Annotated in this window: 14 protein-coding genes; 6 read left to right on the plus strand and 8 right to left on the minus strand. The window is 64.1% G+C overall.

The window, feature by feature from the left end:
• Positions 1 to 3 precede the first annotated feature (3 nt).
• From kynU to J5I97_RS10120, 5 genes are all read left to right on the plus strand, one after another.
• Positions 4 to 1,275 (plus strand): kynureninase, encoded by a 1,272-nt coding sequence (gene kynU / locus J5I97_RS10100; RefSeq protein WP_208586324.1) that lies wholly within the window; start codon positions 4 to 6, stop codon positions 1,273 to 1,275.
• A 171-nt stretch (positions 1,276 to 1,446) separates the two neighbouring features.
• Entirely contained in the window at positions 1,447 to 2,814 is a 1,368-nt protein-coding gene (locus J5I97_RS10105; RefSeq protein WP_208586326.1) for an FAD-dependent oxidoreductase, read from the plus strand.
• A gap of 98 nt (positions 2,815 to 2,912) precedes the next feature.
• Positions 2,913 to 4,358: an exodeoxyribonuclease I gene (sbcB, locus tag J5I97_RS10110; RefSeq protein ID WP_208586328.1), complete on the plus strand. Its 1,446-nt coding sequence runs from the start codon at positions 2,913 to 2,915 to the stop codon at positions 4,356 to 4,358.
• The gene (locus tag J5I97_RS10115; RefSeq protein WP_208586329.1) at positions 4,355 to 5,041 is read left to right on the plus strand and encodes a DUF2461 domain-containing protein; all 687 of its coding nucleotides are present in this window, start codon (positions 4,355 to 4,357) and stop codon (positions 5,039 to 5,041) included. The genes sbcB and J5I97_RS10115 overlap by 4 nt, the downstream gene beginning before the upstream one ends.
• Positions 5,042 to 5,165: 124 nt before the next feature.
• The gene (locus J5I97_RS10120) at positions 5,166 to 5,732 is read left to right on the plus strand and encodes a DUF2939 domain-containing protein (protein ID WP_208586331.1); all 567 of its coding nucleotides are present in this window, start codon (positions 5,166 to 5,168) and stop codon (positions 5,730 to 5,732) included.
• A gap of 229 nt (positions 5,733 to 5,961) precedes the next feature.
• On the opposite strand, the gene J5I97_RS10125 is transcribed toward J5I97_RS10120, so the two are convergent.
• The 7 genes from J5I97_RS10125 to J5I97_RS10155 all read right to left on the minus strand — a co-directional run bounded on the left by J5I97_RS10125 (position 5,962) and on the right by J5I97_RS10155 (position 13,171).
• The gene (locus J5I97_RS10125; RefSeq protein ID WP_208586333.1) at positions 5,962 to 6,927 is read right to left on the minus strand and encodes a 5'-nucleotidase; all 966 of its coding nucleotides are present in this window, start codon (positions 6,925 to 6,927) and stop codon (positions 5,962 to 5,964) included.
• A gap of 160 nt (positions 6,928 to 7,087) precedes the next feature.
• On the minus strand, positions 7,088 to 7,864 hold the full coding sequence (locus J5I97_RS10130; RefSeq protein ID WP_208586335.1) for an NAD kinase: 777 nt from the start codon (positions 7,862 to 7,864) through the stop codon (positions 7,088 to 7,090).
• Between the two features lie 214 nt (positions 7,865 to 8,078).
• Positions 8,079 to 10,214 (minus strand): bifunctional 23S rRNA (guanine(2069)-N(7))-methyltransferase RlmK/23S rRNA (guanine(2445)-N(2))-methyltransferase RlmL, encoded by a 2,136-nt coding sequence (gene rlmKL, locus J5I97_RS10135; protein WP_208586337.1) that lies wholly within the window; start codon positions 10,212 to 10,214, stop codon positions 8,079 to 8,081.
• A 335-nt stretch (positions 10,215 to 10,549) separates the two neighbouring features.
• The gene (locus tag J5I97_RS10140; RefSeq protein WP_345776675.1) at positions 10,550 to 11,488 is read right to left on the minus strand and encodes an SAM-dependent methyltransferase; all 939 of its coding nucleotides are present in this window, start codon (positions 11,486 to 11,488) and stop codon (positions 10,550 to 10,552) included.
• 120 nt (positions 11,489 to 11,608) lie between these two features.
• Positions 11,609 to 12,115 (minus strand): GNAT family N-acetyltransferase, encoded by a 507-nt coding sequence (locus J5I97_RS10145; protein WP_208586341.1) that lies wholly within the window; start codon positions 12,113 to 12,115, stop codon positions 11,609 to 11,611.
• 40 nt (positions 12,116 to 12,155) lie between these two features.
• Positions 12,156 to 12,683, minus strand: coding sequence for a YqiA/YcfP family alpha/beta fold hydrolase (locus J5I97_RS10150; RefSeq protein ID WP_208586343.1), 528 nt, complete (start codon positions 12,681 to 12,683; stop codon positions 12,156 to 12,158).
• Positions 12,680 to 13,171, minus strand: coding sequence for an MOSC domain-containing protein (locus J5I97_RS10155; protein ID WP_208586345.1), 492 nt, complete (start codon positions 13,169 to 13,171; stop codon positions 12,680 to 12,682). Before J5I97_RS10155 ends, J5I97_RS10150 begins: the two co-directional genes overlap by 4 nt.
• Positions 13,172 to 13,194: 23 nt before the next feature.
• Between J5I97_RS10155 and J5I97_RS10160 the strand changes: the two genes are divergently transcribed.
• Positions 13,195 to 13,770 carry an N-acetylmuramoyl-L-alanine amidase gene (locus J5I97_RS10160; RefSeq protein WP_208586347.1) on the plus strand — a complete coding sequence of 192 codons (576 nt, stop codon included), beginning with the start codon at positions 13,195 to 13,197 and terminating at the stop codon, positions 13,768 to 13,770.
• Positions 13,771 to 14,045: 275 nt separating this feature from the next.
• Here J5I97_RS10160 and J5I97_RS10165 read toward each other — a convergent pair whose 3' ends face one another.
• Positions 14,046 to 14,999: a DUF1684 domain-containing protein gene (locus J5I97_RS10165; RefSeq protein ID WP_208586349.1), complete on the minus strand. Its 954-nt coding sequence runs from the start codon at positions 14,997 to 14,999 to the stop codon at positions 14,046 to 14,048.
• Between the last annotated feature and the right edge of the window lie 7 nt (positions 15,000 to 15,006).

Here is a 15,006-nt window from a genome sequence, read left to right on the forward strand (position 1 = left end):
ACGATGATCAATCCTCTGTCCCGCTCCCATGCCGCTGCGCTGGATGCCGCCGACCCGCTGCGCAGCCTGCGCGATGACTTCGTGTTCCCGCAGCATGGCGGCCAGGAGCAGACCTATCTCGTCGGCCATTCGCTCGGCCTGCAGCCGCGCGCCGCGCGCGCGATGGTAGCCGAGGTGCTCGACCAATGGGGCACACTTGGGGTGGAAGGTCACTTTACCGGACCCACACAATGGCTGACCTATCATCAACTGGTGCGCGACGGCTTGGCGCGCGTGGTCGGCGCGCTGCCCGGCGAAGTGGTGGCAATGAACGCGCTCAGCGTCAATCTGCACCTGATGATGGTCAGCTTTTATCGCCCCACGCTCCAGCGCGGCGCGATCTTGATCGAAGCAGGCGCGTTTGCGTCCGACCGACATGCGGTGGAATCGCAACTGCGGCTGCACGGGCTGGATCCGGCCACGCACCTGATCGAAGTGGACGCCGATGAACCGAATGGCACGTTATCGATGGCGGCGATTACCGATGCCATCGCACAGCACGGCCCGCGTCTTGCGTTGGTGCTGTGGCCCGGCATCCAGTACCGCACCGGCCAGGCTTTCGATCTGGGCGAAATCGTGCGGCTGGCGCGTGCACAGGGCGCTGCGGTGGGCTTGGACCTGGCGCATGCGGTCGGCAATCTTCCACTGACGCTGCACGACGATGGCGTCGATTTCGCGGTGTGGTGCCACTACAAATATCTCAACGCCGGTCCAGGTGCGGTGGGCGGCTGCTTTGTTCACCAACGCCACGCCCACAGCGATCTACCGCGCATGGCTGGCTGGTGGGGACACGCACAGCAGACCCGCTTCCGCATGGATCCGCAGTTCGTGCCCTCGCCTGGCGCCGAAGGCTGGCAGCTGAGCAATCCGCCGGTGCTGGCGCTGGCGCCGTTGCGTGCGTCGTTGGAGCTGTTCGATCAGGCCGGTATGGCCGCGCTACGCACCAAGTCCGAACAACTTACCGGCTACTTGGAACAGCTGATCCACGCACGCGTGCCGCAGGTGCTACAGATCGTGACGCCGGCCGAGCCTTCGCAGCGCGGCTGCCAGTTGTCGTTGCGGGTGACCGGTGGAGGCGCGCAGGGGCGCTCGCTGTTCGAGTACCTGCATTCGGTCGGCGTACTCGGCGATTGGCGCGAACCGGACGTGATTCGCATCGCGCCGGTGCCGCTGTACAACCGCTTCTGCGATTTGCACCAGTTTGTGGAGCACGTGGAAACCTGGGCCGCCGCCTGAGCGCGCGCGGCACAGACTGTGCCACCGAACGGGCATGCGCGTGAGTCGGAATCGGAACACGCCCACGTACACTCCAAGCCCGCACCTGGCTGACCGCGGCGCATGCCGTCGCTAGCCGCTTCACTCCTTCCATCTTCGCCGGCCCGCGTCCGGCCGCTGCCGGATACTGCATTGAGCCAGGTTTCTCCCCGTTCCTTGACATTGATCGGCGCTGGCCTGGCCGGTTGCCTGCTGGCCATCCTGCTGTCGCGCCGCGGCTGGCAGGTCACCGTCTACGAGCGCCGGGGCGATCCGCGCATCAAGGGCTACGAGTCCGGCCGCTCGATCAACCTGGCGTTGGCCGAACGTGGCCGCCACGCACTGCGCCAGGCCGGCGCCGAGGATGCGGTGATGGCCAAGGCAGTGATGATGCGCGGGCGCATGGTGCATCCGCTTGTGGGGGAGCCGCAGCTGCAGCGCTACGGGCGCGACGACAGCGAAGTGATCTGGTCGATCCACCGCGCTGCGTTGAATGTCGCCCTGCTCGATCTGGCCGAACAAGCCGGCGCACGCGTGCATTTCTATCGCCGCCTGCACACCGTGGATTTCGATGCCGGCTACGCGCGTTTCATCGATGACCGCGACGACCAGCCGCATGAAATCCATTTTCAGAGCCTGATCGGCAGCGATGGCGCCGGCTCGGCATTACGCGCGGCGATGCAACGCAAGGCGCCACTGGGCGAGCGCATCGAATTTCTCGACCACGCGTACAAAGAGCTGGAAATTCCGCCGCTGCCCGGCGGCGGTTTCCGCATCGAAGGCAATGCGCTGCACATCTGGCCACGCCGGCGTTACATGTGCATCGCCTTACCCAACGACGGCGGCACCTTCACCGTCACACTGTTTCTGCCCAACGCCGGCGAGCCGAGCTTTGCCACCACGCGCACCGGCGATGAAGCATTGGCGTTGTTCGCGCGCGACTTCCCGGATGCATTGCCGCTGATTCCGCAGCTCAAGGAACATTGGGAAGAACATCCGCCCGGGCTGCTCGGCACCCTGACGCTGGACCGCTGGCACCTGCACGGACGCGCCCTGCTGATTGGCGATGCTGCGCACGCGATGGTGCCCTTCCACGGCCAGGGAATGAATTGCGCGTTCGAAGATTGCGTGGCATTGGCAGAACGACTGGATGCGCACGCAGACCTCGGCAGCGCGTTTGCCGCGTTCGAAGCCGCACGTCGCGACGATGCGGCAGCCATCCAGCAGATGGCGTTGGAAAACTATATGGAAATGCGCGACCGCGTCGACGATCCGCAATTCCTGTTGCAGCGCGCGCTCGAACAGCAATTGCAGGCACGCTGGCCCACGCGCTTTGTTCCGCATTACACGATGGTGACCTTTCTGCGCACGCGCTATTCGATTGCGTTGACGCGCAGCCATATCCAGCGCGAAATCCTGGACGAGGCGACGCGCGGGCAAACCGATTTGTCGCGCATCGACTGGGCGGCGCTGGAAGCCGCCGTGCATGCGCGTCTGGAGCCGCTCGAAGGCGCGCACTGAACCTGCCACGTCAGCGTGCCGGCGCGCGGATGAGAGATACTAGACAACACTGGCGGCGCTCGCCCGCAGCGCTCCGCGAATTCGGATTTCGATAGCGCATGGCTGACAGCTTTCTCTTTTACGACCTGGAAACCTTCGGGCAGGATCCGCGTCGCACGCGCATCGCGCAGTTCGCCGCCGTGCGCACCGATGCGCAACTGCATGTGATCGAAGAACCGATCAGTTTCTTCGTGCAGCCGGCCGACGATCTGCTGCCCTCTCCTTACGCGACCATGGTCACAGGCATCACCCCGCAACACGCGCTGCGCGAAGGCGTCACCGAGGCCGAAGCGTTCGCACGCATCGCCGAGCAAATGAACCGCCCGCAGACCTGCGCGCTGGGCTACAACTCGATCCGCTTCGACGACGAGTTCGTGCGCTACGGCCTGTTCCGCAATTTCTACGACCCGTACGAGCGCGAGTGGCGCGGCGGCAATTCACGCTGGGATCTGCTGGACGTGTTGCGGCTGGTGCATGCCTTGCGCCCGGACGGCATCGTCTGGCCGCAGCGCCAAGACGGCGCCACTTCGTTCAAGCTCGAACACCTGGCCGATGCCAACGGCGTGCGCGAAGGCGATGCGCACGAGGCCCTGTCCGACGTGTACGCCACCATCGGCATGGCGCGCAAATTTCAGCGATGTCAGCCGAAATTGTGGGAATACGCGCTGCGTCTGCGCGACAAGCGTTTTGCTGCAACGTTGCTGGACGTCATCGCGATGCAGCCGGTGCTGCATATCTCGCAGCGCTACCCCGCATCGCGCCTGTGCGCAGCGGCAGTGCTGCCGTTGACGCGCCATCCGCGCATCGACAGCCGCGTCATCGTGTTCGATCTGGACGGCGATCCGGAGGTGCTGTTGCGCTTGAGCCCGGACGAAATCGTCGACCGGCTGTATATCCGCGCCAGCGATCTGCCCGAAGGAGAGCAACGCATTGCGCTCAAAGAAGTGCACTTGAACAAGTCGCCGGCACTGGTGTCCTGGCAGCATCTGCGCGCACCGGATTTTGCGCGCCTGGGCATCGACCACAACGTGGTGCTGGCAAAAGCCGCGCGTCTGCGCGAACTCGGCCCTGAACTGGCCGAGAAAGTGCGCCAGGTGTACGGCAATGAGCGCGCCGCTGCGGCGGCGGTCAACGATGCCGATGCCTCGCTCTACGACGGCTTCCTGGCCGAAGGCGACAAGCGCTTGCTTGCGCAGGTCCGCGCCAGCGCGCCGGCCGAACTGGGCGCGCTGGAATCGCGCTTTCGCGACCGGCGCTTGATCGAATTGCTGTTCCGCTACCGCGCGCGCAACTGGCCGCAGACGCTATCGTTCGAGGAGCAGGAACGCTGGAACGTGTACCGCCGCCTGCGTCTGCTCGAAGAGCGCGGCCTGGGCGAAGTCACGCTCGATCAATTCCAGGCGCAGATTGCGGATTTACGGCTTGCTCACTCCGCCGATGCTACCAAACAAGCTCTGCTCGATCAGCTCGCCGCCTGGGGTTGGGAGCTCCAACGCACGCTATGACCAGCTATTTTTCCGACGCCAGCTTCAAGTTCCTGCGCGCCCTGGCCCGCCACAACGACAAGACCTGGTTCAACGACCACCGGCATCGGTACGAGGCGCATGTGCGCCAGCCGTTTCTGCAGCTCATCACCGATCTGCAGCCGGCGCTGGCCGACGTCAGCGTGCACTATCGCGCCGATCCCAAGACCCAGGGGGGATCGTTGTTTCGCATCTATCGCGATGCGCGTTTTTCCAACGACAAATCGCCGTACAAGAACTGGCAGGGCGCGCGCCTGTTCCATGCGCGCCGCCGCCAGGTCCCGGCACCTTCGTTTTACATCCATCTGCAGCCGGGCGAGAGCTTTGTCGGCGCGGGGCTGTGGCATCCGGAGCCGGATACCCAACGCAAGCTGCGACAGTTCATCTTCGACAACCCCGGCAGCTGGAAGGCCGCCGCGCACGATCCCAAGCTGCACCGGAAGTTCGCCATGGACGACAGCGAAAAGCTGGTACGCGCGCCCCGCGGCTTCCCCAACGATTTCGAGTTCATCGACGATCTCAAGCATCGCAACTGGGCCTATCTGCGCCATCTCGACGACGCCATCATGACCGGGCCTCGCCTGCGTCAGACCATCGAGGCGGATCTGGTGGTGCTGGCGCCGTTTGTCGACTATCTCTGCGCCGCGCTGGATCTTGACTTCTGATGCGGCGCGTGGAGCAGACAGCAATCGGTGCTGCGCAGGCAATCGGTGTGCAGCAGTGTGATTGCACCGCTCGACGGCGTGCCAACCCGACTGACCTGCCACCAACAGCAAGGCAATGCGAACCATGAAAAAGCGCTGGTTGCTATTACCTTTGCTCGCCGTGCTGTTGCTGGGTAGTTATGTTGTTGCCGGGCCGTATCTGGCCATCCGCGGCATCAGCCAAGCGCTCGCCGATCGCGACGCTACACAGCTGGAACGCCACGTGGATTTCCCCAGCCTGCGGGTCAACCTCAAAGCGCAGCTGGACGATTATCTGATTCACCAGGCCGGCAGCAGCATGCAATCGAGTTTGCTCGGCGGATTCGCATTGCAGTTTGCCAGTGGCATCAGCGGCGCGGGCGTGGATACGCTGGTCACCCCACTGGGCATCGGTGCGTTACTGCAAGGCCACAGCGTGTGGAATCGAGTCATCGGCGACACTGTCAGCCAGGATACCTATGCAGCCCCGGCGCCCGCGCGGCCGCTGCAAGGTGCCGAACAACGCTTCGAATCCACGCGCCGGTTCACCGCCACCACGCATACCGCGACCGGGGCGCCAGTGGTGTTTGTGCTGACTCGGCAAGGCCTAGATTGGCGGCTGACCGATATCCGGTTGCCTCTGGAAGATACCGGCAACCCGCCCGCACCGTAACGCTGCGCTTGCTGGCGACTCCGAAACGTCCATGATCGCTCGTCGATCGAAGCGGCCTGGAAAGTAACCAGCAAAATTTAACGCGCAGTCGTCCAGTGACGCAGACGACAGACAGCGGCCACCATAGTCGATCCGTGCCGTGCCCAGCGTCAACCAAATGTATTGAGCGGCGCGGCGAAGGCATCGCGCAACAGAGCCAGTACCTGTCCGGGCGTGCGCGGTGCGTCAGTCATCTGTTTGGCGGATCGTTGGCCACGCCATGCGGCACATGACCGGCCGCTACATGCTGATGTTGGCGCGCACTGTCGATGTTGTGCTGCGAATCGTCGAAGAAGATGTCCGCACCGAAGGCTTCCAGGAACGGCCCCTTATGCCGGCCGCCGAGGAACAAGGCCTCATCCAGACGCACACCCCATTCGCGCAAGGTGCGGATCACCCGCTCATGCGCCGGTGCCGAACGCGCGGTGACCAGCGCGGTGCGAATCGGCGAGGCCTCGCCGGGCGGGAATGCCGCCTGAAGCGTGTGCAACGCCCAGAGGAAATTGCGGAACGGCCCCACCGATAACGGCTCGCGTGCACGCTCGCGCTCGTGGCGTCCGAACGCCTCCACGCCATGCTCGCGCGAGATGCGTTCGCTCTCGTCACCGAAGATCACCGCGTCGCCGTCGAAGGCAATGCGCAGCTGTGTGGACAAGCGGCTTTCGTGGCTGTCAACGATCGCCGCTGCAGCCTCGGCGCGTTCGCCCGGTGCACGCGGCATGATGGTCGCCGCCGCGATGCCATGCGTGAGCGCGCGGCGCACCGACTCCGGATTGGCCGACAGCAACAGATCGGTGCCGAACGGCTTCACGTACGGCCAGGTCGGCTCGCCTGAAGTGAAGGTGGCACGCACGATGCCCAGGTTGTAGTGCTGGATCGAATTGAAAATGCGCAAGCCGGTATCGGCGGAATTGCGCGACAGCAGAATCACTTCCACACGCGGGCTCTCTTCGGGCACATCGTGGTTGAGTGCCAACAGCTTGCGCACTACCGGGAATGCCACGCCGGGCTCGAGAATGTCGTCTTCGTGCTCGCGCTGAAACGCCGAATATGCCTCCACCCCATCGGCCTCGAACAGCGCATGGCCTTCTTCGAGATCGAACAGGGCGCGCGAGGTCACCGCGACGGTCAGGAGCCTTGGGGAGTTGTCAGTCACTATGTGGCCGTGATTTGGGATTGGTTTGGAGCAGGGATTGGGGATTTGAAATTCGGTATGGGATGACTTGCGCCACATCGTACCGGGTCGGCGCGCGCACTCGCCGACCTCGTGCCGCGCTCGCGATGTTACCAATCCGCACTCCCCAATGCCGTTCCAATCACACCGCAAACTGTTCGCTGAAAATGCGCTCTTCCAGATTGTGTTCGGGGTCGAACAACAGCGTGACCTGACGTTCGGTGCACTCACGAATAGTCACTTCGACCACGTCGCGGATTTCGTGCGAATCGGCGGTGACGCTGACCGGGCGCTTGTACGGGTCCAACACGCGGAAGCGCACTTCTGTATCGGCCTTGAGGATGGCGCCACGCCAGCGACGCGGGCGATACGGTGCGATCGGCGTCAGCGCCAAGGTATGCGAGCCCAGCGGCAAAATCGGCCCGTGCGCGGAATAGTTGTAGGCGGTGCTGCCGGCCGGCGTGGCCACCATCACGCCATCGCCGATCAGCTCGGCGATGCGGGTCTGGCCGTTGAGATCCACGCTCAGATGCGCGGCCTGACGGGTCTGGCGCAGCAGCGAGACCTCGTTATAGGCCAACGAGCCGGCACTGGCGCCGGATTCGGTCTGCACCCGCATTTCCAGCGGGCGCAGGTGGGCCGGGCCTGCACGTTGCAGGCGCGCGAGCAAGTCGTCTTGATCGTCGCGGTACTGGTTCATCAGAAACCCGACCGAGCCCAGCTTCATGCCGAACACCGGCTTGTCGGCGGCGCCATGCCGATGCAGGGTCTGCAACATGAAACCGTCTCCGCCCAGGGCGCAGACGATATCGGCGGTATCCAGCGGATGATCGCCGTAGCGCTGCACCAAGCGCGCGCGCGCGGTTACCGCCGGCTCGGCGGGACTTGCGAGAAAGGCGATGCGGGGTGGTGCGGTCATCGTTGACTCCAAAGCGTGCGAATCAGCATACCGCAGCCCCGTGGTGGCCTTGTTGCGGCCGCACCCTGCCCTAGCATGCACGGCTGCGATCGGGCCTGCGCGATCAAGCGCGACTGACGCACTGACGCACTGACGCACGGCAGCCGGGCGAACGCGGGCGTTAACGACATCGCAACTGCGCATACCAATCGGTCAGACGCGACCTGGGTTTACCTCAGGCCGTCAACCGCCACGCGCGATGAATCCGCGCATGCCGCTCGAAATCCGGGTCGATGGTGCGCGGACTGATTTCCTCGCAATGCGCGAACTCGGCCACCATCTTTTCATCCAGCTTGAAGCGACGGAAGTTGTTGGAGAAGTACAACACGCCACCCGGTGCCAGACGCGCAACTGCCAGGCGCAACAAGCGCACGTGCTCGCGCTGGATATCGAAGTCTTCCGCGCGCGCAGAGTTGGAGAAGGTCGGCGGGTCGCAGAAGATCACGTCAAAGTGCGCGCGCTCAGCTTGCAGCCACGCCAGTGCATCGGCCTGCACCAGCGTGTGGCGCACGCCGGCTTGGCCGTTCAAGGCCAGGTTGTCGGCGCACCACTGCAAATAGGTGCCGGACAGATCCACGCTGGTGGTGGAGGTCGCACCGGCCACCGCCGCTTCAACGCTGGCCACGCCGGTGTAGCAGAACAGATTGAGGAAGCGCCGCCCCTTGGACTGCGTGGCGATCGTGCCGCGCAATGGGCGGTGGTCCAGGAACAGCCCGGTGTCCAGATAATCGAACAGGTTCACCCGCAACAACGCGCCATGCTCGCGCACGTTGATGAACTCGTTGCGCCGCTCGAAGCGGCCGTACTTGCTGCCGCCCTTGCCACGCTCGCGCGATTTCAGCGCAACCTGCTCGGCCGGCACCTCGAACACCTCGCGTGCGGCGGCCAACAACTCGTTAAGACGGCGACGCACATCGGCTTCCGGAATCGTCGCTGGCGCGGCGTACTCCTGCACATGCAAAAACACCCGACGCGCGCCGTCGGCTTCCTGATACACGTCGATGGCGGCGCAATATTCCGGCAGATCGGCGTCATAGGCTCGGAAGCATTCGATGCCTTCGCGCGCGCGCCATTTCTTGAATTTCTGCAGATTCTTGCGCACGCGGTTGGCGACCATCTGCGCGCCTTCGCTGAGCGCGGTCGGCGCGGCCAATGGGGTGCGGCGCGGCACCGCGATCGGGTCGCAGACGATCAACGCACACTCGATCGCGCCATTGAACAGCTGATATTTCTTGCCCGCACGCAAGCCCGTCGCATAGGCCAATTCGGCATTGCCGCACAACAGGCTGGCGCGCCACTGCGGCACGACGCGCTGCAAGGTATCGCCCAGGCGGCGATACAACGCTGCATCGGCCGCCAGGCGCTCGTCGTAGGGCGGATTGCACACCACAACGCCCGTAGCCTGCGGTGGGGTCTGCAGATCGCCCACCTCGCGCACGCCGAACCAGATCGCCTCAGCCACCCCGGCCACCTGCGCGTTTTCCTTGGCCGCGCGGATCGCGTGCGGGTCCATGTCGCTGCCTTGGATGACCTGCTTGAGCGCGGCGCGACCGAGGCTGTCGCGTTCGCGCGCTTGGCTCACCAATTGCTGCCAACTCTCCCGGTCGAAGCCGCGCCAGCGGCTGGGAAGATCGCTGCCGTAGCGCTGCAGACCGGGCGCGACATCGGCGGCCATCAACGCACCTTCGATCAACAAGGTGCCGCTGCCGCACATCGGATCCAGCAGGCCACCGCCATTGGCGTAAGCGCGCGGCCAGCCGGCGCGCAGCAGTACGGCTGCGGCGAGATTTTCCTTCAACGGCGCCTCGTTCTGCGCCATGCGCCAGCCGCGCCGATGCAGCGGGCCACCGCCCAGATCCACCAAGATGGTGGCGCGGCCTTTGCGCAGCGACAGGTTCAGACGCAGGTCCGGGCTGTCCACGTCTACCGAGGGGCGTTCCAGCCCCTGCCGGCGCATGGTGTCGACCACGGCGTCCTTGATGCGCTGCGCCGCGTAACGGGCGTGCGTGATTGCGGTACCAGACACATGCGCGTCCACCGACAGCGTGTGGCCGACAGACAGGTGCTCGTCCCACGGCAGTTCGGCGACACCCGCATACAGCGCATCCTCGTCCGGGCAATCGAACTCGGTCAGCGGCCACAGCACGCGGCTGGCCAGGCGCGACCACATGACCGCGCGCAGCGCATCGCGTAATTCGCCTTCGACGTTAACGCCGGAGATGGTGGCGGTGACCTTGCTGACACCGAGCGACAGCAGCTCGTCGGCAAGCAGGTATTCCAGGCCCTTGGCACAGGATGCGAAGAATTTCACGTCGGCAGGTGTCGGTGGAGACGCTGGCCGCGGTGGCGAGCGTGAAAGCAGGACGGCGGCCCGGCGCCTTGGAAGGCAATGCCGTGCCGCCACGGGCGGGCGCAAATGGTCGGCCATCGCGACCGGCTTTACCAGCCCGTCGTCCCGATTGCCTAGGATGGTTCACCCCGCCGCCCGCTGGCAGCGTGCCTGCGTGGTATCCGTGCGCAGCCGTAGGCCAAACCGCGACAAGAGCGGCAGCGTGACAATCAGGACCAGCACGTCAGCGTAGCCGCACCGCTCCACCTGCTGCAGCGACACGCAGCAACCCAGCCAGCAAGCTTTTCCGACACGTGTCAAAGGGGCTTTTGCGCAATGACGGTAGGAAACATGCAGGTGCGATCATCGATGAACCGGATGTCGGAAAAACCGGCGTCCTCCAGTTGCTGCAACGTCTGCGCATGGGTTCGAAATGCGCTCCATTTCGCATTGATCAGGCGCACGAATATGAGATGTTGAAGCGACAACGTTTCCTGATCGATTTGCGTTGACGTCCACGGCGATTGATCCGACAGCGCTGATGGTGGAGTCAGGAAACTGGTAACCAGCGAGCCCCCGGGCTTCAACATCTCGAAAAACCCACGATACAGTTCAGTCACGCGCGCATCGTCGGGTTCATAGATATTGAGACCATTGCTGGTCAACACGTCGACGCTGGCTTTCAGGCCAGGAGCCCATGCGTCGGCGCGATGCAGCGACAACCGCTCGGCCAGTCCGCGTTCTGCCGCGAGTTGGGCCGCTCCATCCAGCGCCAGTGGGTCCAGATCGATGCCTATCAACGTGGTATCCGGATGCTGCGCATAATCGAGCAGCAACAACTCCCCCATCCACCCGCAAGGAACCGATGCCAGGGCCAGGCCAGGCCTTAGCAACGCTTGCAGTTGCTGGCGGAAAATCCCGAAACGCTCGCGGGTTGCGAGCACCGCCGGTAGTTTCTCGAAGATGGTGTATTCAAGATCCGGAACCGACCCTTGCGGCAAAGTTCCAGGGCGGTAGGTCACCAACTGATGTGTCCAGTACGCGTTCAATCCACGATTGGCGATCAAGAACCGGCCAAGCTCGAAAGCCGACAATTCTTCGAGTAAGCGAATTTGCTGGTCGACCGTCGCATCGGCAAGGTCGCCGGCCTCACGCAGACGTGCCTTGATGGATTCCAGCAACGCAGCGTAGTCCTGCTCGGCACCGGTGCCATGAGAAATCAGTCGATTAAAGCCAGCAGAAGTGGCCTGGTCCACGGGTTCGTTTTGAATTTTCATCTTAATCTCCGCGAGAAAAACGCAAGTGGGAATGCACGATGCCAGAGGAAGCGCGGCTGCCGGAACTGCGCTAAAGCAGTGAACGCGCTTGCCACACGCTCAGCCCGACCCGAATGCCGGGTGATATGCCACATCGGCCAGCGGCAGTAGTCGGTCGCCGAATGCGAGCGCCTGCAGCTCCGATATCGGGACGTTGGGCACTACCAAGCCAGGTTCGACCGCAAAGCCCAGGCGCCTGAAAAACGCCGGCTCTCCAAGCGCCAGACAGCCGGCTGCGCCGCGCTCGCGCAAGGTGGCCAGCGCCGCCTGTACCAATCGGGTGCCCAGGCCCTGCCTTTGATGTCCAGGCCCGACCGCCAGCGGCCCCAGCGCATACCAGCCGGGCGAATCATCCGACAGCGACACCGGCGATACCGCCAGATGGCCAACCACATAGCCGTCGTGATCTGCCACCAGCGACAACGCCAGGGCGCCTTCGTCGCGCAAGCCCGCAATCACGTACTGCTCGTCGTGGCGGCTGTGTTCGGCGCGCATGAACGCGACCATCGTCAGGATGTCGATGGCAGCTGCATCGCCTTCGGTCGCTTCGCGAATCAGCACATCCATCGGCAATCCCGCACGCAATAGTCGGTCGGGTGCAGGCGCATCACAGGCTCTGCAACAGTTCGGCGAACGCGCGCGCCGAAGCATCCACGTGCAACGCCAGACGATGCTCGTCATCGACCAGCAGCAAGCGTGCTCCGCGCGGCTGCGCCCAAGCGATCACGTCGGCGACAGGAATCAGCTCATCGCGCCAGGCATGCACGATCGAAATCGGCACCGGCGCCGCATCCAGCGCAGGCAATGGGCCCATCGTGGGCGGCGGCACCATCAGGAACAACCCGCGCGTTGGCACCTGTAGCGACACCAACCCGGCGATATACGCTCCCAGGCTGGAGCCGACCAGCACCAGCGGCCCCTTGTCGACCGCCGCGCGCGCGATCTCGAGCAGGCGTTGCAGCCGGCCACGTACATCCCCAAGCGTGCTCACCTGGCGGCGCGCATCCAGGTCGGTGTAATCGGGGCGCTCGTGGGTCCAGCCCAACTGCTCGGCAACGTTGGCCAATACGGTGACTTTCAGTGCGTCGGGGCTACTTTCGAAGCCATGCGAGAGGATGCAATGACCGCGACTCATAGCGCCTGCACCGTATCGCCGATGCGTAACACGCCGCCGCGCAGAATGCGCGCGCACAGCCCGCCATGGCCGCGCATCGCGTTGTAGCCGCCCGCGCCCAGCGCAGCTTCCATACGCGAGCACGGGTCGCAGGGATCGGTGCCTTCCAACTCGACATCGCCAACTCGAAACCGCCGCCCTTTCAGGGCGATCAGCGCAATGCCGGACACCACCAGATTGCGTCGCAGCGTGGCCGGCGCGATCGCCGCATGCCCCGCCAGCACCGCGATCACCGGCAGGTGTTCGGCCTGGATCAAGGTCACGCCGCGATCGCCGCTGCCGCCTTTGTAGCGGTCTCCCACCAATCCAATGCCAGTGGTGGCCTGTGCCGCATCCACCTCCAGCATCTCCACGTCGCGTGCCGGACGCACACCGATCCAGGTCACCTGACCGGTCCGCGGCAGCGTCGCCATCAATTTGCCCAAAGGGCTGTCGGGATTCAAAGCCATCGTCGAATGCTAGCATCCGCTCCATGTCCGATGCCGTCCTGCCGTCGCCACCGATCGCCTACGCACCGTTGTCCTACGAATCACGGTTGGCGCGACGCGCGCTCACCCAGATCGACATGGTGGTCGTCCATTGCACCGAATTGCCGGATATGGCGATGGCGCGCGAATACGGCGAGCGCGTGCTCTACGACAGCGGCACCGGCAACAGCGGGCATTACTATATCGACCGCAACGGCAGCATCCAGCACTACGTTGCGCTGGAGCGCGTTGCGCATCATGTGCGCGGCCACAACGCGCACACGCTGGGCATCGAGCTGGTCAATAGAGGTCGTTATCCGCATTGGCTGGACTCGCGCCATCAAGTCATGACCGAGCCGTATCCTGAGGCGCAGATCGCCGGACTGCTCACGCTGCTGCAATGGCTGCAACAGCAACTTCCATCGGTACGCCGCATCGCCGGCCATCAGGCACTGGATATCACCCAGGAAGCGGCTAGCGACGATCCGGCGCGCAAGATTCAACGCAAACTCGATCCCGGCCCGCTGTTTCCGTGGCCGCGGATTGAAGCTGCGGTGAGCTGGTCGCATACGCCGCGCTGAGAATTTCTTTTCGACGACTGCACAGCGACTGAGCAGGCAAGCGATGTCTGCTGGTCGCGACGCGAGCGGAAGGCAAAAGATCGAAGCGATTCTGCTCAGCACCGACACTCAACACCGTGTTCGCCCTCGGAGCGCAGCGTTGATGGAGCACCTAAGCGCACTGCCCTCGAACCAGTGCAGTAGCCGCCGAGCAAGTAGGTTAGCGTTGTTGGCTGCACTGGATATTTGGGCAGATCGCTATGCGCAATGCATGTTTTTCCTGGTTTGCAGAGTGCTCAGCGCTCCGCCGCGCGATAGGTCTTCTCGCCGGCAGTCACCGCTACATCCAGCCGGTTTTTCGGCGGTGCGATTGGGCATACCACATGGGGGGTCAATGCGCAAGGCGGATTTTCGGCCAGATTGAAATCAAGCACGACGCGGCCATCGTGCGGCAATGCGGTGTAGAGATAGCGTGCGCCGCCAAAACTTTCCTTGCCGCTGGTGCGATCGGCAAACAGGAAGAACAAACCGTTCCCATCCTCCTGCATTAACGGCTGCAAGCGATATTCATGGCTATTGCGCGAGAACACCGCCTCACCTGGCACATCGACCGTGAGCGGCGTACCGATCGAGGTCAACAAGGTCGTTGTGCGTGGCGTCGAATAGGGTTGCCACTGCGCCTGGATGCGCCATCGCGGATCGCTCGGAAAGTATTCCAACCCATCGAATTGCGTCAGCGCCGGTGCTGCGGGATCGCGGAAACGCCATCCGTACACGCTGCCGGTCTGCACCAGATAGAACTGCCGGCCGTCCACGTCCAGGCGATCGCCGCGCTGGCCTGCCCGCTCCGGTTCCAGCCGCACACGATCGACGCTCTGCCCGTTCAAGGTCACCGACGTACCGGCCCCGGCCTGGAACTGCACGCGACCGTCGGCATCCAGCGTCAGCTGCCCCAATTGCGCGGGGCCGGCCGGCAGCACGATATCGCTGTGCGGATCGCTGCCCACCTGGTACCGGCCCGCACGCACGCGACCGGAGCCGGTATAGCTCAACCACCCATCGGGTGCACGCAAACGGGTCAGTCGTTGTGCACGCGCGCGCTCCAGCTGGACCTGATACACCACGTGCTCATCGCTTTGTCCACGACCGGCGATACGCGCATCGTTGACGCCCGCGGTCGACCCCGCCGAACAGGCAGCCATCGACCACGTCGCGACGCAAAGAACGCCGATTTGTAACTGCAACCGCATGAGTCAC

Source organism: Xanthomonas fragariae, from assembly GCF_017603965.1.
Lineage (GTDB): Bacteria > Pseudomonadota > Gammaproteobacteria > Xanthomonadales > Xanthomonadaceae > Xanthomonas > Xanthomonas fragariae_A.